Raw genomic sequence first — 20,172 nt, forward strand, 5'->3', positions numbered from 1 at the left:
CGGTTGGCCATGCTCCGTTGTGGCGTGGTTGCGACATACCGCTTCACGCATACTGGGCTCCAGTGATCGCCGGGGCCGCCGCGTCCCGCCAACGTCCGCAGCCGGGAGCCCTGTTGCCGTTCACCCTGAGTCATGCGGCGGCCGTGCTGCCCGCCGTGCGTACCGACGGTACCGGCCGGGGCCGACTGGTTCCGGCCGTTCTCGTGGCGGGCTCCTTCTGCCCCGACATGACCTACTACGCGGCGAGTGTCCTGCCCGAGGCGATGGAGTTCGGTGAGTTCACGCACTCCTTCGTGGGCGTCTTGACGGTCGATGTCCTCATCGCCTGGGCGCTGGTGGGGCTGTGGCTGCTCGTGCGCGAGCCGCTGGTGGCACTGCTGCCCCGGGCCCGGCAGGGGCGAGTGGCCTCGCTGCTGCGCTGCGGGGTGCCACGCGCGCGTGTCCGGCCGTCTCTGGTGGCGTGGTGGTACGTCTCCGCTGTCGTCGGCGCGCTGACACACGTCGTGTGGGACGCGTTCACGCACCTCGACCGCTGGGGGATGCGGCTGCTGCCCGTCCTGGGGCGGGAGGTGGCCGGCTGGCCGCTGTACTGGTACCTGCAGTACGGCGGTTCGGCGGTGGCCGCGGTGGTGATCGCGGTGTTCCTCGTGGTCGCGCTCCGCAGGGCGCCCGGCGGCGAGACGGCGGGGGTCGCGCTGTTGTCCGTACGGGACCGGTGGTGGGCCGGTGCCGTGCTCGGCGGATGCGCGGTGGTCGGGGCCGTGCAGCGAGTGGCCCGGTGGTGGGCCTACTGGGGGTCGAGCGCCAAGCCCTGGGAAGTGATCCCAACGGTGTGCTTCGGCGCGGGCGCGGGACTGTGCGTGGGGCTGCTGCTGTACGCCGTGGGGGTCAGGGTGTGGCGTCCGGTCCCGGTGGTCGGCGGTCGGGGGCGGGTCGAAGTGCCGTCGAGGGGTTCGGGCCCTCACTGGCGGTCGTCGCGATGAAGATCGTCATGGTGCGGACCGGGCGTGTCCTGAGCAGCCGGGTGAGGCCGAGGGCCAGGTAGCCGCGGCCCAGGTCGCTCCACTGGCGCCAGACGGCTGTGTCACTGGCGGCCCGTACGGCGGCCTCCCGGTGGTGGGTGATGCGGCGCCGGAGGTCTGCGGCGACCCGGGGCAGGTCCTCGGTGAGGTCGGTGGGGATGCGGGCGGTGCTCGCGGTGGCCGCGTAGGGCGGTACCGGTGGGGGCGGCACGGATATGGCCGCGCCGTCCTTCGCTTTCGCGTCCGCCTGGGCCTGTGCCTTGGCCGTCCGGCGGGAGAGCCTGCGTATACCCATGCCCGCATCCTTACGGGCGGGGGTGGTGGGGGGCCTTTTCGCGGGGGCCACGCGGGTGACGGGTCCCTCCGGGGGTGGGGCCGGGGTTGTGCGGGTGGTGTGTCGAGGGTCCGGGTAGTTCGGCACCGCCGGAGGGCACCGTGGTGGTTGCTCGCCGTTGCGGCGGAGATCTTTGTGCGGACCGGCGTCTTCCGCCCTGGCGGGCCTCTGCTGTGGGGACTGGCGCCTTCTAAAGCGAGCGCGCGCATCCTGTGCGGCTGGCACCTGCTAGCAAGCGGGTGCTTCCCCTCCGGCTTGCGCCTTCTGCGCGACCCGCTGCCTTCCATACGGCCCGGTGCCTTCAACGCGAGCCGGCACCTTCCATGCGAGCCGGCCCTCCCGCGCGAGCCGGGCCCCTCTCCCGCACCGGCGCCGAAAAGCCCTGCCCCCGCAGCGGAGGGGTTCGCTGCCCCGCCCACCGGCAAGCACGAACCCTTCCGCCCAGCCGCCGGAGGCTAGTGCGCCGCCGATTCCCAGTCCGGGCCCACGCCCACCGACACGTCCAGTGGTGCCCGGAGGTGGACCGCGCCCGCCATCTCGCGGCGGACGATCTCCTCGACCGCCGCCCGCTCGCCGGGGGCGATCTCCAGGACGATTTCGTCGTGGACCTGGAGGAGCATGCGGGAGTTGAGCTCGGCTTCCCGCAGGGCCTTGTCCACATGGAGCATGGCGATCTTGACGATGTCCGCGGCCGTACCCTGGATCGGGGCGTTGAGGGCCATCCGCTCGGCCGCCTCGCGGCGCTGGCGGTTGTCGCTGTTGAGGTCGGGCAGGTAGCGGCGACGTCCGAAGAGGGTCGCGGTGTAGCCCGTAGCGCGTGCCTCGTCGACCGCCCGGCGCAGATAGTCCCGTACGCCGCCGAAACGCTCGAAGTAGGTGTCCATCAGGACACGGGCCTCGCCCGCGTCGATGTTGAGCTGCCCGGAGAGGCCGAAGGCCGACAGGCCGTACGCCAGGCCGTACGACATCGCCTTGATCTTGCGCCGCATCTCCGCGTCGACCGCCGAGCCCTCGACCGCGAAGACCTGGGAGGCGACCGTGGTGTGCAGGTCCTCGCCGGAGGTGAACGCCTCCAGGAGGCCCTCGTCCTCGGAGAGGTGGGCCATCACGCGCAGTTCGATCTGGCTGTAGTCCGCGGTCATGAGGGACTCGAAGCCCTCGCCGACGACGAAGCCGCGGCGGATCGCGCGGCCCTCGTCGGTGCGGACCGGGATGTTCTGGAGGTTGGGGTCCGTGGAGGACAGCCGGCCCGTCGCGGCGACCGTCTGGTTGAACGTGGTGTGGATACGGCCGTCCGCGGCGACCGTCTTGATGAGGCCCTCGACCGTGACGCGCAGCTTGGCCTGCTCGCGGTGGCGGAGCATGATCACCGGCAGTTCGTTGTCGGTCTGGGTGGCCAGCCAGGCCAGTGCGTCCGCGTCGGTCGTGTAGCCGGTCTTCGTCTTCTTCGTCTTGGGCAGGCCCAGTTCGCCGAAGAGGACCTCCTGGAGCTGCTTGGGCGAGCCCAGGTTGAACTCGTGTCCGGCGGCCGCGTGCGCCTCCTTCACCGCCTGCTGGACGGCGCCCGCGAACATCTGCTCCATGGCCTCCAGGTGGGCCTTGTCGGCCGCGATGCCGTTGCGCTCCATGCGGGCCAGCAGTGCGGAGGTGGGCAGCTCCATGTCGCCCAGGAGGTCGGCGGCGCCGACTTCCTGGAGCCGCTCGCCGAAGGCTTCGCCGAGGTCGAGGATCGCGCGGGCCTGCACCATCAGAGCCTCGGCCTCGGCGCCGTCGTCCGCGCCGAAGGCCAGCTGTCCGTCGGCCGTGGCGGCGGGGGCCAGCTCGCGGCCGAGGTACTCCAGGGACAGCGCGTCCAGGTCGAAGGAGCGGCGGCCCGGCTTGACCAGGTAGGCGGCGAGCGCGGTGTCCATATGGACGCCGGCGACGCTCCAGCCGTGCTCGGCGAAGACGCGCATGGCGCCCTTGGCGTTGTGGAAGACCTTTGGCCTGTTCTCATCGGCCAGCCAGGCCGCGAACGCGTTCTCGTCGGCCTCGTCCAGCTGGGCCGGGTCGAACCAGGCTGCCGCTCCGTCGGCCGCGGCGAGGGCGACCTCGGCGACCGAGCCGGTGCCCAGCGCCCAGGTGTCGACGGTGGCGACGCCCAGCGTCCCGGTGCCGTGCTCGGTGAGCCACGGGGTCAGTTCGCCGGTGTCGAGCACCGTGCCGTCCACCGCCACGCCCGCCTCGGCGACCGGGCCGGCGTCGGCCTCCTCGGCGCCCGGGTCGACGGCCAGGAGCCGCTCCCGCAGCGAGGGGTTGCGGATCTCCAGGGTGTCCAGGACCAGGGCGAGGGCCTTGCGGTCGTAGGGCGCGCGCTCCAGGTCGGTGACCGACTTGGGCAGCTCCACGGTGCGGACCATCTCGGTGAGCCGGCGGTTGAGCTTGACGGCCTCCAGGTGGTCGCGCAGGTTCTGCCCGGCCTTGCCCTTGACCTCGTCGACGCGCTCGACCAGTTCCGCGAACGACCCGAACTGGTTGATCCACTTCGCGGCGGTCTTCTCGCCGACGCCCGGAATGCCTGGCAGGTTGTCGGACGGGTCGCCGCGCAGGGCGGCGAAGTCGGGGTACTGCGCGGGCGTCAACCCGTACTTCTCGAAGACCTTCTCCGGAGTGAACCGGGTCAGCTCGGAGACGCCCTTCGTCGGATAGAGCACCGTGGTGTTCTCGGTGACCAGCTGGAAGGAGTCGCGGTCGCCGGTGACGATCAGCACCTCGAAGCCCTCGGCCTCGGCCTGGGTGGCGAGCGTGGCGATGATGTCGTCCGCCTCGAAGCCGTCGACGGCGAACCGCACGGCGTGCATCGTGTCGAGCACCTCGCCGATCAGCTCGACCTGGCCCTTGAACTCGTCCGGCGTCTTGGAACGGTTGGCCTTGTACTCGGTGAACTCCTCGGAGCGCCACGTCTTGCGGGAGACGTCGAAGGCCACCGCGAAGTGCGTGGGCGACTCGTCGCGCAGGGTGTTGGCGAGCATCGACGCGAAGCCGTAGATCGCGTTCGTCGGCTGCCCCTGCGCGGTCGTGAAGTTCTCCGCGGGCAGCGCGAAGAACGCGCGATAGGCCAGCGAGTGCCCGTCCATGAGCATCAGCCTGGGACGGCTGCCGCCGGGGGTGCTGTCGGTCTTCTTCGATGCTGTCTCTGCCACGACCCCGATCCTGCCACGCCGCACTGACAGTCGGCCCCGTGCCGGGGCTGGGGAGACCTTTGTGCCGGGCTGGGGCGGCCCTTGTGCCGGGCCGGGGCGATCTTCGCGTCGGACCGAGCAGCCCTCGTGCCGGGCAGGTCGGTCCGACGCGACGAGCGGTTACGGGAGACGCCTTGTGCCCCGCAAGCTTTGCTCCCGTCCTGGCGTCCGCCCGGCCTCGGTCGTTGTCAGCGCCGCGTGCGAGGATCGGAGATGTACCGCACACGCATCACCGAAGGAGAGCGCCGCGATGGCCACGAAGCCGCCCACGAGTGATCCGGTCCAGGACGCTCCGCAGGTCGCAGAGCCGAAGCACACGGCGGCGGGACTCCCGGCGATCGGGCACACCCTGCGTATCGCCCAGCAGCAGATGGGCGTGAAGCGCACCGCGCTGACGCTGCTGCGGGTGAACCAGAAGGACGGTTTCGACTGCCCGGGCTGCGCCTGGCCGGAGCCGGAGCACCGGCACGCGGCGGAGTTCTGTGAGAACGGCGCGAAGGCGGTCGCCGAGGAGGCCACCCTGCGCCGGGTCACCCCGGACTTCTTCGCCGCGCACACGGTCGCCGACCTCGCGACCCGCAGCGGCTACTGGCTGGGCCAGCAGGGCCGCCTCACGCATCCCATGTACCTCCCCGAAGGGGGCGAGCGCTACGAACCGGTCACCTGGGAGCGCGCCTTCGACATCATCGCGGAGGAGCTGAAGGCCCTCGCCTCCCCCGACGAGGCCCTCTTCTACACCTCGGGCCGCACCAGCAACGAGGCCGCGTTCCTCTACCAGCTGTTCGCCCGCGAGTTCGGCACCAACAACCTGCCGGACTGCTCCAACATGTGCCACGAGTCGTCCGGTTCGGCGCTCACCGAGACGATCGGTATCGGCAAGGGCAGCGTCCTGCTCGAAGACCTCTACAAAGCCGACCTGATCGTCGTCGCAGGTCAGAACCCGGGCACCAACCACCCCCGGATGCTCTCCGCCCTGGAGAAGGCCAAGGCCAACGGCGCGAAGATCATCAGCGTGAACCCGCTGCCCGAGGCGGGCCTTGAGCGGTTCAAGAACCCGCAGACCCCGCAGGGCATGCTCAGGGGCGCCGCGCTCACCGACCTGTTCCTGCAGATCCGCATCGGCGGCGACCAGGCCCTCTTCCGCCTTCTCAACAAGCTGATCCTCGACACAGAGGGTGCCGTCGACGAGGACTTCGTCCGCGAACACACCCACGGCTACGAGGAGTTCGCCGAGGCCGCCCACGCCGCCGACTGGGACGAGACGCTCACGGCCACCGGACTGACCCGGAAGGAGATCGAGGCGGCCCTGCGCATGGTCCTCGCCTCCGAGCGCACCATCGTCTGCTGGGCCATGGGCCTCACCCAGCACAAGCACTCCGTCCCCACCATCCGCGAGGTCGTCAACTTCCTTCTCCTGCGCGGCAACATCGGCCGCCCGGGCGCGGGCGTGTGCCCGGTGCGCGGCCACTCCAACGTGCAGGGCGACCGCACCATGGGCATCTTCGAGCGGCCCGCGCCGGCCTTCCTGGACGCCCTGGAGAAGGAGTTCGGCTTCGCCCCTCCGCGCGGGCACGGCTACGACGTCGTACGGGCCATCGGCGCGATGCGTGACGACAAGGCGAAGATCTTCTTCGCGATGGGCGGCAACTTCGTCTCCGCGTCCCCCGACACCGAGGTCACCGAGGCGGCCATGCGGCGCGCCCGGCTGACCGTGCACGTGTCGACGAAGCTCAACCGCTCACACGCCGTCACGGGCGCGCGTGCCCTCATCCTGCCCACCCTGGGCAGGACGGAGCGTGATCTCCAGGGCAGCGGCGAGCAGTTCGTGACCGTCGAGGACTCCATGGGCATGGTGCACGCCTCCCGCGGCCGCCTGGAGCCCGCCAGCGGCCACCTGCTGTCCGAGCCGGCCATCGTGGCCCGGCTGGCCCGCAGGGTGCTCGGCGAGGACAGCAGGACGCCCTGGGAGGAGTTCGAGAAGGACTACGGAGCCGTCCGCGACCGCATCGCGCGCGTCATCCCCGGCTTCGAGGACTTCAACGCGCGCGTGGCCGACCCGGCCGGCTTCACGCTGCCGCACGCCCCGCGCGACGAGCGCCGCTTCCCCACCGCCACCGGCAAGGCCAACTTCACCGCCGCCCCGGTCGAGTACCCGGCGCTCCCCGAGGGCCGCCTGCTGCTGCAGACCCTGCGCTCGCACGACCAGTACAACACCACGATCTACGGCCTCGACGACCGCTACCGCGGCATCAAGAACGGCCGCCGGGTCGTGCTCGTGAACCCCGAGGACGCCGCCACCCTCCACCTCGCCGACGGCTCCTACGTCGACCTCGTCAGCGAGTGGAAGGACGGCGTGGAGCGCCGCGCCCCCGGCTTCCGCGTCGTGCACTACCCGACCGCCCGTGGCTGCGCCGCCGCCTACTACCCGGAGACCAACGTCCTCGTCCCGCTCGACGCCACCGCCGACACCAGCAACACCCCTGCCAGCAAGTCCGTCGTCGTCCGTCTGGAACAATCGGCAACCGACTGAGCGTTTGCTCAGCCGGCAGCCAGCCGCGCGGAACACGACGAAACGGAGCCGGGCCCCATGGGCGAACAGCAGCACGCGAAGTTCCCGCAGGAGGTCATCGACGAGTACGCCGCACTCGGCGTCGACCTCGTCGCCATGTTCTCCGCCGGACACCTCGGCAACCGCATGGGCGTACAGATCGTCGAGGCCTCCGCGGACCGCGTCGTCGGCACCATGCCCGTGGAGGGCAACACCCAGCCCTACGGACTCCTCCACGGCGGCGCCTCCGCCGTCCTCGCCGAAACGCTCGGCTCCGTCGGCTCCATGCTGCACGCCGGCAGCTCCAAGATCGCCGTCGGCGTCGACCTCAACTGCACCCACCACCGCGGCGCCCGCTCCGGCCTCGTCACCGGCGTGGCCACACCCCTGCACCGAGGGCGCTCCACGGCGACGTACGAGATCGTCATCAGCGACGAGGACGGCAAGCGCGTGTGCAGCGCACGGCTCACCTGCATGCTGCGGGACGTCAACCCCAGCGACGCACAGCGACTGAACAACGCCCGCTGAAAGACTCCCGTGCACCACTGCGAACCGGTGGGTACGGTTGCCCCATGAGGCTGCGGCCATGAGTGGAATCGGCCCCGTCGAGCCCATCGACTCGTCGGAGACGGACGGCAGTTACGACGTCATCGGCACCGACGCACCACGCCTGACCGACCGTTGGAACGCTCTGTCGCCGCGAACGCGCAAAGCCGCCGCGGCGGCAGGCGTGATCGCCTTCGCGGCGACCGGAGTCGTCCTGTTCCCGCCCTCCAACCGCGCCGCCACCGACGAGACCGCCCAGGTGCCCTGGCCCGCCAACGCCACCGGCTGGCGCTACCTCGGCCTCGCCCAGACCACCGACTCCCCCACCACCAGCGGCTACTTCCGCTTCGCCGTCACCGTGCACAGCGGAACCCCCGTCACCCTGCGCGTCACCGGCACCGCCTTCGACGGACTCACCGCCCACGCCACCCCCGACCCCGCCTTCACCGTGCAGGCCGGAACCACCCGCCGGATCACGGTCGAGATCTCTGTATCCAATTGTTACGGCCTGCCCCTGAACGCTGATCTTCCGTTCCTAGACGTAACGCTGCGTAACACGCGCGCAATACAACACCACAGTTTCATCTTCGGCGGGGCATTCTCCCGGGACCTTTCCGAACTCCTCCACAAGGCCTGCGACCCCGGAAACGCCCAGTAGGGCCCACTGCCAACCGGAAGTGCGGGTTCTCAAAATGTGGACTGAGCGGAATTTGAGCCAAACCGGCTGAGAGCGCCCTTCAAACATGTTCACCAACATGCACGTCATAACAAGAAAGTCACAAGCCAGCGCACGACGATGCCCTTGCCTACAGACCGGGCTTAGAGTCACGGCCAGTCACCGCTCCACCGGGAGTTCGGTACCCACGCGGCACCAGCCGTACCCAACAGGGGCGGACGTGCCTGCGGAAAGGACTGATTGTGCGACAGCGTTCCTTGCTGATAGTTACCGCCGTACTCACCACGGGAGCCCTGACCCTCACGGCCTGCGGATCCCGCGACGACAGCGACGACAGCAGCGGTGACAGTGGCAGCACCACCCTGACCATCGCAGTCGACGCCCCCCTGTCCGGTGAGAACTCCACCACCGGCCTCGGCATCCAGTACGGCGCCCAGATCGCCGTCGACGACGCCAACAAGAACAACTGGGTCCCCGGCGTGAAGTTCAAGCTCACCGCCCTGGACGACAAGGCGCAGCCCGCCACCGGCCAGTCCAACGCCACGTCAATCGTCGGCGACAAGACCGCCGTCGGCGCCGTCGGCCCCCTGAACTCCGGCGTCGCCCAGTCGATGCAGCAGGTCTTCGCCCAGGCCGACATGGTCGAGATCTCCCCCTCGAACACCAACCCCGAGCTGACCCAGGGCAAGAACTGGCAGACGGACAAGAAGCGGCCGTACGACACGTACTTCCGCACCGCCACCACCGACGAGCTCCAGGGCAGCTTCGCCGCCGACTACGCCTTCAACGGGATCAAGAAGAAGAAGGCCTTCGTCGTCGACGACAAGCAGACCTACGGCGCCGGTCTGGCAGCGATCTTCAACGACCAGTTCAAGGAACTCGGCGGCACCGTCGTGGCCACCGACCACGTCAACACCGGCGCCAAGGACTTCGGCTCCCTCGTCACCAAGATCAAGAACTCCGGCGCCGACCTGCTCTACTACGGCGGCCAGTACGACGAGTCCTCCCTGCTCACCAAGCAGATGAAGGACGCCGGCGTCGACATCCCGCTGTTCGGTGGTGACGGCATGTTCGCCTCCACCTACATCGAGACCGCCGGCGACGCCGCCGAAGGCGACTTCGCCACCGCCATCGGTGTCCCCGCCGACACCCTGCCGGCCGCCAAGACCTTCGTCAGCACCTACAAGAGCAAGGGTTACAAGGGCGACTACGGCGCCTACGGCGCCTACTCCTACGACGCCGCCAGCGCCATCATCAAGGCCGTGAAGGTCGCCGTCGACGCCAACGACGGCAAGGTCCCCACCGACATCAACGCCCTGCGCTCCTCGGTCGTCGACGCCGTCCAGAAGTCCAACTTCGAAGGCATCACCGGCAACGTCTCCTTCGACGAGTACGGCGACACCACGAACAAGCAGCTCACGGTTTACCAGGTCGAAAACGGCGCGTGGAAGGCTGTGAAGACCGGCACCGCCGGCTGACCCACAGCAGCACCAAGACACACCGCATCACGGGCCGCGCGGAAGGAAGGACCCCGACCGCGCGGCCCGTTTCCACACCCCCACACCCCGCACGCGACAAGTGCATCCACGACCTTGCACGCGACCAGTGCACACGACCACCAGCGACAATGGAGGCCACGCGGTGAACACCCTGCCGCAGCAGCTGGCCAACGGGCTGCTCCTAGGCTCGATGTACGGGCTCATCGCCATCGGCTACACGATGGTGTACGGCATCGTCCAGCTCATCAACTTCGCGCACGGCGAGATCTTCATGACCGGCGGCTTCGGAGCCCTCACGGTCTACTTCTACATCCTCCCCGACGGCACCCCCATGGCCGTAGCCGTCCCCCTGATGCTGATAGGCGGCGGCCTCGTCGCCATCCTCATCGCCGTCGGAGCGGAACGGTTCGCCTACCGACCACTGCGCGGAGCACCACGCCTGGCACCGCTCATCACCGCGATCGGCCTCTCCCTGGCCCTCCAGGAAGTCGTCCGCAACTTCTACCCCGACGCCGACCGCGCCCGCGCGTTCCCCGGCCTCGACACCACCCACGACATCGGCTCCGTCACCATCAAGGACGCCGACATCTTCCTCGTGGCCGCCGCCATCATCTGCATGTCGGCCCTCGCCTACTTCGTCCGCAAGTCCCGCACCGGCCGCGCCATGCAGGCCACCGCCCAGGACCCGGACACCGCACAGCTCATGGGCATCGACACCAACCGCATCATCGTCATCGCCTTCGCCATCGGCGGCTTCTTCGCCGCCGTAGCAGCCGTCGCCTACGGCATGAAGTACGGCAACGTCGACTACCGCATGGGCTTCCTCATGGGCCTCAAGGCCTTCACCGCGGCCGTCCTCGGCGGCATCGGCAACATCTACGGCGCCATGCTCGGCGGACTCGTCCTCGGCGTCGCCGAGACCCTCGCCTCCGCCTACATCGACGGCGTCCCCGGCATGCAGCAGCTCGGCGGCCAGGGCTGGGCCGACGTCTGGGCCTTCGCCCTCCTCATCATCGTGCTGCTTGTCAGGCCACAAGGCCTGCTCGGCGAACGTGTCGCGGACAGGGCGTGATCAAGATGACCGACATCCAGCAGACCCCCGAAACCAGCGGCACGCCCACGGCGACCCCCGCCCCCGGCCTCATACCCATGGCCCCCGGCGCCGCCCGCATCCTCACCCTCGCCGGCGGCATCGCCACGGCCGCCTCCGCGTTCCTCGCCTGGACCTGGACCTCCGAGTTCCCCGGCGACCTCACCATCACCGGATACCCCGGCGGCCTCCAGTGGCTCACCTTCACCGGTGGCATCCTGGTCGCCCTCCTGGCCCTCTCCGGACAGGGCATCCGCGGCCTGCGCTGGCTCACCCCCGCGGGCAACAACACGCCCACGCTCCTCGCCGCACTCGGCGCCCTCGGCACCACCTGGTACACCGTCATCGCGATCTCCACCAAACTCGGCGGAGTCGTCAACCTCGAACCAGGCGCATACATCGCCGCAGTGGCCTCCCTCGCCGCCGTCATCGGCGCCTTCGCGCTCCCCGCCGAAGCCGAGGAAACCGCCGCCGCCAAGGAAGCCTTCACCGCCGCCCGCAAGGGCTCCCCCGCCCGGATCGTCATCGCCGGCTTGAAGGGCCTCATCGCCTACCTCCACAAGCCCGACACCATCCCGGCCGCCCAGCCCGTCACCCCGTGGCTCGAACGCCTCATCATCACGATCGTCACCGCGATCGGCCTCGGCGTCTTCACCTACGGCATCGACACCGAATACGGCGAACTCTTCATCGGCTACCTGATCCTCGTGGTCTTCGCCGCCTGGGCCGCCCACACCGCCGGCCTCATGGACCGCTTCTCCCGCCTCGTCGCCCACAACCGCAGCTTCACGCTCGCCATGGGCTTCGTCGCGGCCATCGCCTTCCCCTTCACCCAGACCGACGACCACTACGCCAACATCGGCGTCAACATCCTCATCTTCGGCACCGTCGCCCTGGGCCTCAACATCGTCGTCGGCCTCGCCGGACTCCTCGACCTCGGATACGTCGCCTTCCTCGGCGTCGGCGCCTACACCGCCGCCCTCGTCTCCGGCTCCGAGTTCTCCCGCTTCGCCGGCGTCCAGTTCCCCTTCTGGGCCGCCGCCCTCACCGGCGCAGCCGCCAGCCTCGTCTTCGGCGTCCTCATCGGCGCCCCCACCCTGCGACTGCGCGGCGACTACCTCGCCATCGTCACCCTCGGCTTCGGAGAAATCTTCCGCATCGCCGTCAACAACATGGACGGCGTCTCCGGCCCCGACATCACCAACGGCCCCAACGGCATCCCCTCCATCCCCGACCTGAACCTCCTCGGCTTCAACCTCGGGGAACCCCACGACGTCGCCGGATTCACCCTCGGCCGATTCGCCAACTACTACCTCCTGATGGTCCTGATCATGGCCATCGTCGTCCTCGTCTACACCCGCGCCGCCGACTCCCGCATCGGCCGCTCCTGGATCGCCATCCGCGAGGACGAAACCGCCGCCACCGCCATGGGCATCAACGGCTTCCGCGTCAAGCTCACCGCCTTCGCACTCGGCGCCTCCCTCGCAGGCCTGGCAGGCACGGTCAGCGCCCACGTGACGTACAGCGTGGTCCCCACCCCGTACCAGTTCGCAGGCTCCACGCCCCCCAACTCGGCGTTCCTGCTGGCCGCGGTGGTCCTCGGCGGCATGGGCACAGTCGCAGGCCCCCTCCTCGGCGCAGCCCTGCTCTACCTACTCCCGGAAAAGCTCGTCTTCCTCCAGGACAAGTCGCTCCTCGCCTTCGGCATCGCGCTCATCCTCCTGATGCGCTTCCGCCCCGAAGGCATCATCGCCAACCGTCGCCGCCAGCTCGAATTCCACGAGACCGGCCAACTCGACGTACCAGAACAAGCGACGCTGACCGACGAACCGGCCGTCACCAAGGCGGGGGCGTGACCAACATGACGACACCAGTACTCGAAGCCCGCGACGTCACCATGCGCTTCGGCGGCCTCACCGCCGTCCGCAGCGTCGACTTCACGGTCAACGCCGGCGAAATCGTCGGCCTCATCGGCCCCAACGGCGCAGGCAAGACAACCTTCTTCAACTGCCTGACCGGCCTCTACGTCCCCACCGAGGGCAAGGTCTCCTACAAGGGCACGGTGCTCCCGCCCAAGCCCCACCTGGTGACCCAGGCAGGCATCGCCCGCACCTTCCAGAACATCCGCCTGTTCGCCAACATGACGGTCCTGGAAAACGTCCTCGTAGGCCGCCACACCCGCACCAAGGAAGGCCTCCTCTCGGCCCTCCTCCGCGGCCCCGGCTTCAAGAAGGCCGAAAGGGCGAGCGAAGAACGGGCCATGGAACTCCTGGAGTTCATCGGCCTGGCGAACAAGCGCGACCACCTGGCACGCAACCTCCCCTACGGCGAACAGCGCAAGCTGGAGATCGCGCGCGCACTGGCGTCGGAGCCGGGCCTGCTGCTCTTGGACGAGCCGACAGCCGGCATGAACCCCCAGGAGACGCGCGCCGCCGAAGAGTTGGTCTTCGCCATCCGCGACAAGGGCGTAGCCGTACTCGTCATCGAGCACGACATGCGCTTCATCTTCAACCTCTGCGACCGCGTAGCCGTCCTCGTCCAAGGCGAAAAACTCGTCGAAGGCACCTCCGAGGTCGTCCAGGCCGACGAACGCGTCATCGCCGCCTACCTCGGCGAACCCTTCGAAGGCGACCCCGGAGAGGCCGAGGTCGCGGAGGTCGAAGCGGCGGAAGCAGCCGCCGACGCCACCCCCGCCGACGCGGAGAGCACCGCCAGCACCAAGGGAGACGCCCAGTGACCGCACTGCTAGAGGTCGAGGACCTCAGGGTCTCCTACGGCAAGATCGAAGCCGTCAAGGGCATCTCCTTCAGCGTCGAAGCCGGCCAGGTCGTCACCCTCATCGGCACCAACGGCGCCGGTAAGACCACCACCCTGCGCACCCTCTCGGGCCTCCTGACCCCCACAAGCGGCAAGATCATGTTCGACGGCAAGCCCCTCACCGGCGTCGCCGCCCACAAGATCGTCGCCCTGGGCCTCGCCCACTCCCCCGAGGGCCGGCACATCTTCCCCCGCCTCACCATCGCCGAGAACCTCCAACTCGGCGCCTTCCTGAGGAAGGACAAGGAAGGCATCGAGAAGGACATCCAGCGCGCCTACGACCTCTTCCCGATCCTGGGCGAGCGTCGCAAGCAGGCCGCAGGAACCCTCTCGGGCGGCGAGCAGCAGATGCTGGCCATGGGCAGGGCCCTGATGTCCCAGCCCAAGCTCCTCATGCTCGACGAACCCTCCATGGGCCTCTCGCCGATCATGATGCAGAAGATCATGGCGACCATCTCCGAGCTCAAGTCCCAGGGCACGACGATCCTCCTCGTCGAACAGAACGCCCAGGCAGCACTGTCGCTGGCCGACCAGGGCCACGTCATGGAGGTCGGCAGCATCGTCCTCTCCGGCGCAGGCTCCGACCTGCTCACGGATGAGTCGGTACGGAAGGCGTACCTGGGCGAGGACTGAGGTCTTCCTGCCTTTGTGGCTATACGAAGAGGCCCGCGCCCCCTGCTGGGGGGACGCGGGCCTCTTCGCTTGACCTGGAGGGGTCAGCCCTTGTTGGCCTTCTTCTCGTCGGCGTCCAGGATCACGGCCTCCGCGACCTGCTGCATCGACATACGCCGGTCCATCGACGTCTTCTGAATCCAACGGAACGCGGCCGGCTCCGTCAGGCCGTACTCCGTCTGCAGAATCGACTTCGCCCGGTCCACCAGCTTGCGGGTCTCCAGACGCAGCGTGAGGTCCGCGACCTCCTTCTCCAACTGGCGCAACTCGTTGAAGCGCGACACCGCCATCTCGATCGCCGGCACGACATCGCTCTTGCTGAACGGCTTCACGAGATACGCCATCGCACCGGCATCCCGAGCGCGCTCCACGAGGTCGCGCTGAGAGAAGGCGGTGAGCATGAGAACGGGCGCAATGCTCTCCGCGGCGATCTGCTCCGCCGCCGAGATGCCGTCCAACTTGGGCATCTTCACGTCGAGGATCACGAGGTCCGGCTGGTGCTCACGGGCAAGCTCGACGGCCTGCTCACCGTCACCGGCCTCGCCGACTACGGTGTAGCCCTCCTCCTCCAGCATCTCTTTGAGGTCGAGGCGGATCAGCGCCTCGTCCTCGGCGATGACGACACGGGTCGTCAGCGGAGGCACGTGCGACTTGTCGTCGTCGGGCGCGTCTACGGGCTGGGGCGACTCGGGGGCGGTCACGGGGGCTCCTCATTACGGGCCGGGCATGTGCTGCTGCCCAAGAGCCTACCTAGCTGCAGCCAGCTGCGGTGACCCGGTACACTTCCCTCCAGATCCACAACCTGCCCGGTTGGAGGAATCTGGTCAGACTCGCGGTGCTCAAACCACCGTGCCTTCGGGCATGTGGGTTCGAATCCCACACCGGGCACTCAGGAAACGAAAGCGGAGGATCACGTTCGCGTGATTCTCCGCTTTTTGCTACGTGCGGCCATGATCCGTGACACAGAGTGGCCGCATGGAACAGCACAGTCCTTCGATTCGCGCACAAGCTGTCGCACTCATGCGCCAAGGCGTCCCGAACGGGACAGTCGCGGCTCGCCTCAACGTCCCACGGGGGACTGTCGGCTGGTGGCGCAGCGAGGACCGCAAAGTCCGCGGCGAGACCTACGAGCAGCCCACCGACTGCCCCCAGTGCACCGGCCGCGAATTCGACAACGCCGCGTACGCGTACCTCCTGGGCCTCTATCTCGGCGACGGCCACATCATCTCGAAGCCCAAGCAGCACCACTTGTCCATCTTCTGCAACGCCACGCAGACCGGCCTGATCGAAGCCGCCGAGGACGCGATGCGCAAGGTGATGCCCCTACCCAGCGTGAGACAGCGCTACAAGCCGGGCTGCGTCGAGGTGAAGTCGTACACCAAGCACTGGACCTGCATGTTCCCCCAGCACGGTCCCGGCAAGAAGCACGATCGGCGAATCGCCCTTGAGCCCTGGCAGCAGGAAGTCGTCGATGCCCACCCCTGGGAATTCATCCGCGGGCTCATCCACTCCGACGGGTGCCGCATCACCAACTGGACGACTCGTATCGTCGCCGGTGAGAGCAAGCGCTACGAATACCCCCGGTACTTCTTCACGAACGTCTCCGACGACATCCGCCGCCTCTGCACCGACACCTTCGACAAGCTCGGCATCGAGTGGACGCACTGCACCCGAAACGGCAACCCGTACAACATCTCCGTCGCCAAGAAGGCCTCCGTCGCTCTCCTCGACACCCACGTAGGCCCAAAGTACTGACCCCGCAATATGACGCATCACAAACCACCCCCACCCCCACTGGGACCTCCCCCAAATCCCGCCACAGAGGTTGGCCTGCCAAACCCCGCCGGAGATCTTCGGCGGCATGACCCCCCTCAACCGACGAGGCTTCGTCGTCGCAGCCGCTGCCGCCGTTGCCGTGGGCCCGGAATCCGTTGCCGCCGGTGATGTCGTCGGGGACAACGACGCCTACGCTTTCCTCGAAGGGAACGCGCCCTAGACCGCGAACGCCAGTCTCTGGCGGCAGTCCCGGCTCGTGCAGAAGCAGGGGCTCTACAAGGTCACCGACCGGATCTATCAGGTCCGTGGACTCGACCTCTCCAACATGACGATCGTCGAGGGCGACACCGGCGTCATCGTCATCGACCCCCTCATCTCGGCCGAGACCGCGGCCGCCGCGCTCAAGCTGTCCGCGACAACGTGGCCGGCGCCGCCGACAAGCCGGTCACCGGTCTCATCTACACCCACCCGCACGTCGACCACTACGGCGGCTGCCGAGGCGTCCTCCCGGACGGTGCCGGCGACGTGCCCATCCTGGCCCCCGAGGGCTTCATGGAGCACGCCGTCTCCGAGAACGTCTTCGCGGGGACGGCGATGACCCGACGTTCCATCTACATGTACGGCGCTCAGCTCGACAAGGGGCCCGCCGGGCAGATCGGTTGTGGGCTCGGGCAGAACATCTCCACCGGGACCATCTGGCTGCTCGAACCCACCAGGTACGTCTCCGAGACCGGGCAGCGCGAGACTCTCGACGGTGTTGTCATCGAGTTCCAGATGACGCCCGGGACGGAGGCGCCCGCCGAGATGAACTTCCGGGACGCCAAGCAATGGGCCGCGTATCTGACTGAGGCTGTCGGCCTGTACGGGGGCCAGGCCGATGTCGCTTTCGCCTCGCATCACTGGCCCCCGTGGGGGACGACAAAACCGTCGCGCTCCTGGTATGACGGGGCGGGAAGTCGCGGAGGAGTTCGTTCTCCCTCCGGCTCTCACCGAAGTCTGGGCGAATCGCGGGTATTACGGGTCGCTCAGTCACAACGTGAAGAGCATTTACCAGCGTTACATGGGCTGGTTCGATGCCAATCCGGCACACCTGTGGGAGCATCCGCCCGTCGCCGAAGCCAAGCATTATCTCAAGGCCTTGGGCGGTATGGCTTCGGCAATCTCGAAAGCCCGTGGATTCATCCGGGACGGCGACCTTCGTTTTGCCGCCACCCTTCTCAATCACTGTGTCTTCGCCGAGCCGGACTATGACAAGCCCCGGCAACTGCTCGCCCAGGTATACGAAAAGTTGGCGTACGCGACGGAGAACGCGGTCTGGCGGAACTTCTATCTCACGGGTGCGATGGAGCTGCGGGAGGGGGTGAAGCCGCGGCTGAGGCACGGTGTGTTGACGCATACCGTGGATGCCGTGCCGAGCTCCTCCGCCGGGCTGACGCTGACCATGAACAAGGTGCAGTTGCTTCAGCTGTTGGCGGGGAAGGGGCTCGGCTCCATCGAGACGTCGGGTGATGTCGGGCTGCTCGCCGAGTTGTTCTCGGTGATCGTGTCTCCTGCGGCCGACTCCAACATCGTGACGCCGTAGGTTACTTGGGGCTGTCGTCCTCGCCGATGTGGTGGACGCGGACGAGGTTCGTGGATCCGGAGACTCCGGGCGGCGAGCCTGCCGTGATGACGACGATGTCGCCCTTCTGGCAGCGGCCGTACTTCAGGAGCAGTTCGTCCACCTGGTCGACCATCGCGTCCGTCGACTCGACGTGGGGGCCGAGGAAGGTCTCGATGCCCCATGTCAGGTTGAGCTGGGAACGGGTGGCCGGGTCGGGGGTGAAGGCGAGGAGGGGAATGGGCGAGCGGTAGCGGGAGAGGCGGCGTGCCGTGTCTCCGGACTTGGTGAAGGCGACCAGGAACTTCGCTCCGAGGAAGTCGCCCATCTCTGCCGCCGCTCGTGCGACCGCGCCGCCTTGGGTGCGGGGCTTGTTGCGTTCGGTGAGGGGTGGGAGGCCCTTGGCGAGGATGTCCTCCTCCGCGGCCTCGACGATCTTCGCCATCGTGCGGACGGTCTCGATCGGGTATTTGCCCACGCTCGTTTCGCCGGAGAGCATGACCGCGTCCGTGCCGTCGATCACCGCGTTGGCGACGTCGCTCGCTTCCGCCCTGGTGGGGCGGGAGTTGTCGATCATCGAGTCGAGCATCTGGGTGGCGACGATGACGGGCTTGGCGTTGCGTTTGGCGAGTTTGATCGCGCGCTTCTGGACGATCGGGACTTGCTCCAGGGGCATTTCTACGCCGAGGTCTCCGCGGGCGACCATGATGCCGTCGAAGGCGGCGACGATGTCGTCGATGGCGTCGACTGCTTGGGGCTTCTCGACCTTGGCGATGACGGGGAGGCGGCGGTGTTCTTCGTCCATGATGCGGTGGACGTCTTCGATGTCGCGGCCGCTGCGGACGAAGGAGAGGGCGATGACGTCGAAGCCGGTGCGCAGGGCCCAGCGGAGGTCTGCCTGGTCCTTGTCGGAGAGGGCGGGGACGGAGACGGCGACGCCGGGGAGGTTCAGGCCTTTGTGGTCGGAGACCATGCCGCCTTCGATGACCGTGGTGTGGACGCGGGGTCCGTCGACGGCGGTGACTTCGAGGCAGACTTTGCCGTCGTCGACGAGGATGCGTTCGCCGGGGGTGACGTCGGTGGCGAGGCCGTCGTAGGTGGTGCCGCAGGTGTTGCGGTCGCCTTCGGCGCCTTCTTCGACGGTGATGGTGAAGGTGTCGCCGCGTTCAAGGAGTACGGGGCCTTCGGTGAATCGGCCGAGTCGGATCTTCGGGCCTTGAAGGTCGGCGAGCATGCCGACGCTGCGGCCGGTCTCGTCGGAGGCCTTTCGCACGCGCTGGTAGCGCTCCTCGTGTTCGGCGTAGGTGCCGTGGCTGAGGTTGAATCGGGCGACGTCCATTCCGGCTTCGACGAGTGCTTTGATCTGGTCGTACGAGTCGGTGGCGGGGCCCAGGGTGCAGACGATCTTTGCTCGGCGCATGTTTCGAGCGTAGGCCTTACCGGTGGGTAGGGAATTGGCCGTGCATGACTACCCAACAACCTTTGCGTGAAGGGTTATTGACAACTGTTGAATTGTGCGCAGGGGTGCTCCGATGAGCATGCGATCACTGTTTCTACAGCTGCGGCGGTCGCATGGTGAAGCGGGCGTTGACCTGTGCGTGGATGTGTTGTCGTTGGGGTTCGAGGTCGAGTGCGGCGACGGTGTCCTCGGCGGCTTCGGCGTGGGCCATGGAGCGCATGCGGCCTTGGGCGGAGGCGAAGCGGGGCTCGGGGTTCTCGGCGCCGATGTCCGCCAATTCGACGAGGGCTGCCAGCGTCGTGCCGAGCGCTTCCGCGTACTCCCGTGCTCGTTGGACGGCTTCGCGTACGGCTTGTTGGCGTGCTTCGCGGTAGGCCGGGGAGTCGGGGCGCAGGGCCCACCAGGGGCCGTCGACTCGGGTGAGTTCGAGGTCGGCGAGGCGGGTGGTGAGTTCGCCGAGGGCGGTGAAGTCGGTGAGTTCGGCGGTGATGTGGACGCGTCCGTGGTGGGCGTGGATGCGTTCGCCTCGGCCGCGTTCCTTGAGTTCGGGGGTGATGGAGAAGGAGCCGGTTTCGAGGTGTTCGACTGCGTCGCCGTAGGTCTTGACGAGGTCGAGGACGGTGGTGTTGCGGCGGGTGAGGTCGTCGAGGGCGGTTCGGCGGTCCTTGCCTCGGGAGGCGACGGTGATGCCGATGCGGGCGATCTCGGGGTCGACTTCGAGGCGGGCTTCGCCGCGTACGGCGATGCGGGGGGCGTCGGGGGTGCCGTAGGGGACTGGGGCTTCCTGTGAAGGCTCGGTCATACGTCCCACTCTGTCACTACTTACCTGGTTAAGGGCCTGCCAGGTCATCAGATCGAAACCTGCGGGGGCTGTTGCCGTTCGGCATGCCCGGGTCAGAATCTACGCGCGTC

At 68.2% G+C, this 20,172-nt stretch carries 17 protein-coding genes, 1 tRNA gene and 1 pseudogene; 14 read left to right on the forward strand and 5 right to left on the reverse strand.

The features are described from left to right. Positions 1-113: 113 nt before the first annotated feature. On the forward strand, positions 114-983 hold the full coding sequence (locus tag AC5DRG_RS13595; RefSeq protein ID WP_491810575.1) for a DUF4184 family protein: 870 nt from the start codon (positions 114-116) through the stop codon (positions 981-983). Here AC5DRG_RS13595 and AC5DRG_RS13600 read toward each other — a convergent pair. Further along, the gene (locus tag AC5DRG_RS13600) at positions 889-1,317 is read right to left on the reverse strand and encodes a hypothetical protein (RefSeq protein WP_491810577.1); all 429 of its coding nucleotides are present in this window, start codon (positions 1,315-1,317) and stop codon (positions 889-891) included. The genes AC5DRG_RS13595 and AC5DRG_RS13600 overlap by 95 nt on opposite strands. A gap of 494 nt (positions 1,318-1,811) precedes the next feature. Further along, the gene (gene polA / locus AC5DRG_RS13605) at positions 1,812-4,538 is read right to left on the reverse strand and encodes a DNA polymerase I (protein ID WP_491810579.1); all 2,727 of its coding nucleotides are present in this window, start codon (positions 4,536-4,538) and stop codon (positions 1,812-1,814) included. Positions 4,539-4,827: 289 nt separating this feature from the next. Here polA and AC5DRG_RS13610 point away from each other — a divergent pair, with 289 nt between their 5' ends. The 8 genes from AC5DRG_RS13610 (at position 4,828) to AC5DRG_RS13645 (ending at position 14,386) form a co-directional block, all read left to right on the forward strand. Then, positions 4,828-7,107: an FdhF/YdeP family oxidoreductase gene (locus AC5DRG_RS13610; RefSeq protein WP_491810581.1), complete on the forward strand. Its 2,280-nt coding sequence runs from the start codon at positions 4,828-4,830 to the stop codon at positions 7,105-7,107. Between the two features lie 57 nt (positions 7,108-7,164). Continuing rightward, positions 7,165-7,653: a PaaI family thioesterase gene (locus tag AC5DRG_RS13615; RefSeq protein WP_491810583.1), complete on the forward strand. Its 489-nt coding sequence runs from the start codon at positions 7,165-7,167 to the stop codon at positions 7,651-7,653. Positions 7,654-7,711: 58 nt separating this feature from the next. After that, positions 7,712-8,329, forward strand: a complete 618-nt coding sequence (locus AC5DRG_RS13620; RefSeq protein WP_491810584.1) for a hypothetical protein — start codon at positions 7,712-7,714, stop codon at positions 8,327-8,329. A 275-nt stretch (positions 8,330-8,604) separates the two neighbouring features. Then, positions 8,605-9,825: a branched-chain amino acid ABC transporter substrate-binding protein gene (locus tag AC5DRG_RS13625; RefSeq protein ID WP_491810586.1), complete on the forward strand. Its 1,221-nt coding sequence runs from the start codon at positions 8,605-8,607 to the stop codon at positions 9,823-9,825. Between the two features lie 163 nt (positions 9,826-9,988). Next, on the forward strand, positions 9,989-10,918 hold the full coding sequence (locus tag AC5DRG_RS13630; RefSeq protein ID WP_491810588.1) for a branched-chain amino acid ABC transporter permease: 930 nt from the start codon (positions 9,989-9,991) through the stop codon (positions 10,916-10,918). A 5-nt stretch (positions 10,919-10,923) separates the two neighbouring features. Then, a complete protein-coding gene (locus tag AC5DRG_RS13635) occupies positions 10,924-12,792 on the forward strand; it encodes a branched-chain amino acid ABC transporter permease (RefSeq protein WP_491813031.1) in 1,869 nt (622 codons plus the stop codon). A 5-nt stretch (positions 12,793-12,797) separates the two neighbouring features. Then, positions 12,798-13,673 carry an ABC transporter ATP-binding protein gene (locus AC5DRG_RS13640; protein WP_491810590.1) on the forward strand — a complete coding sequence of 292 codons (876 nt, stop codon included), beginning with the start codon at positions 12,798-12,800 and terminating at the stop codon, positions 13,671-13,673. Next, positions 13,670-14,386 carry an ABC transporter ATP-binding protein gene (locus AC5DRG_RS13645; RefSeq protein ID WP_491810592.1) on the forward strand — a complete coding sequence of 239 codons (717 nt, stop codon included), beginning with the start codon at positions 13,670-13,672 and terminating at the stop codon, positions 14,384-14,386. The genes AC5DRG_RS13640 and AC5DRG_RS13645 overlap by 4 nt, the downstream gene beginning before the upstream one ends. Positions 14,387-14,469: 83 nt before the next feature. Here AC5DRG_RS13645 and AC5DRG_RS13650 read toward each other — a convergent pair whose 3' ends face one another. Then, complete coding sequence (locus AC5DRG_RS13650; protein WP_491810594.1) at positions 14,470-15,126, reverse strand: ANTAR domain-containing response regulator; 657 nt, start codon at positions 15,124-15,126, stop codon at positions 14,470-14,472. A gap of 103 nt (positions 15,127-15,229) precedes the next feature. On the opposite strand from AC5DRG_RS13650, the gene AC5DRG_RS13655 reads away from it, so the two are divergent. From AC5DRG_RS13655 to AC5DRG_RS13675, 5 genes and pseudogenes are all read left to right on the forward strand, one after another. Continuing rightward, positions 15,230-15,313: transfer RNA gene (locus tag AC5DRG_RS13655), tRNA-Leu, on the forward strand. Positions 15,314-15,400: 87 nt separating this feature from the next. Then, complete coding sequence (locus AC5DRG_RS13660; protein ID WP_491810596.1) at positions 15,401-16,180, forward strand: helix-turn-helix domain-containing protein; 780 nt, start codon at positions 15,401-15,403, stop codon at positions 16,178-16,180. Positions 16,181-16,286: 106 nt separating this feature from the next. Continuing rightward, positions 16,287-16,421 carry a hypothetical protein gene (locus tag AC5DRG_RS13665; RefSeq protein ID WP_491810598.1) on the forward strand — a complete coding sequence of 45 codons (135 nt, stop codon included), beginning with the start codon at positions 16,287-16,289 and terminating at the stop codon, positions 16,419-16,421. 200 nt (positions 16,422-16,621) lie between these two features. Beyond that, positions 16,622-16,669 (forward strand): annotated as a pseudogene (locus AC5DRG_RS13670) (hypothetical protein); the annotation flags it as partial. Between the two features lie 472 nt (positions 16,670-17,141). Then, entirely contained in the window at positions 17,142-17,783 is a 642-nt protein-coding gene (locus AC5DRG_RS13675; RefSeq protein ID WP_491810600.1) for an alkyl sulfatase dimerization domain-containing protein, read from the forward strand. Between the two features lies 1 nt (position 17,784). Here the strand turns inward: AC5DRG_RS13675 and pyk are convergent, their stop codons facing one another. After that, positions 17,785-19,221 (reverse strand): pyruvate kinase, encoded by a 1,437-nt coding sequence (gene pyk, locus AC5DRG_RS13680; RefSeq protein WP_491810602.1) that lies wholly within the window; start codon positions 19,219-19,221, stop codon positions 17,785-17,787. A gap of 133 nt (positions 19,222-19,354) precedes the next feature. After that, positions 19,355-20,062 (reverse strand): SIMPL domain-containing protein, encoded by a 708-nt coding sequence (locus AC5DRG_RS13685; RefSeq protein ID WP_491810604.1) that lies wholly within the window; start codon positions 20,060-20,062, stop codon positions 19,355-19,357. Positions 20,063-20,172: the final 110 nt, after the last annotated feature.

The sequence above is a fragment of the Streptomyces sp. JLBG701 genome, assembly GCF_058544905.1.

Excerpts from the sequence above, each read along its gene's own strand:
- AC5DRG_RS13600 (WP_491810577.1), bottom strand. The coding sequence starts at position 1,317 with ATGGGTATACGCAGGCTCTCCCGCCGGACGGCCAAGGCACAGGCCCAG.
- AC5DRG_RS13610 (WP_491810581.1), top strand. The coding sequence starts at position 4,828 with ATGGCCACGAAGCCGCCCACGAGTGATCCGGTCCAGGACGCTCCGCAG.
- AC5DRG_RS13685 (WP_491810604.1), bottom strand. The coding sequence starts at position 20,062 with ATGACCGAGCCTTCACAGGAAGCCCCAGTCCCCTACGGCACCCCCGAC.
- AC5DRG_RS13660 (WP_491810596.1), top strand. The coding sequence starts at position 15,401 with ATGGAACAGCACAGTCCTTCGATTCGCGCACAAGCTGTCGCACTCATG.
- pyk (WP_491810602.1), bottom strand. The coding sequence starts at position 19,221 with ATGCGCCGAGCAAAGATCGTCTGCACCCTGGGCCCCGCCACCGACTCG.
- AC5DRG_RS13635 (WP_491813031.1), top strand. The coding sequence starts at position 10,924 with ATGACCGACATCCAGCAGACCCCCGAAACCAGCGGCACGCCCACGGCG.
- AC5DRG_RS13640 (WP_491810590.1), top strand. The coding sequence starts at position 12,798 with ATGACGACACCAGTACTCGAAGCCCGCGACGTCACCATGCGCTTCGGC.
- AC5DRG_RS13615 (WP_491810583.1), top strand. The coding sequence starts at position 7,165 with ATGGGCGAACAGCAGCACGCGAAGTTCCCGCAGGAGGTCATCGACGAG.
- AC5DRG_RS13675 (WP_491810600.1), top strand. The coding sequence starts at position 17,142 with ATGACGGGGCGGGAAGTCGCGGAGGAGTTCGTTCTCCCTCCGGCTCTC.
- AC5DRG_RS13665 (WP_491810598.1), top strand. The coding sequence starts at position 16,287 with ATGACCCCCCTCAACCGACGAGGCTTCGTCGTCGCAGCCGCTGCCGCC.
- AC5DRG_RS13620 (WP_491810584.1), top strand. The coding sequence starts at position 7,712 with ATGAGTGGAATCGGCCCCGTCGAGCCCATCGACTCGTCGGAGACGGAC.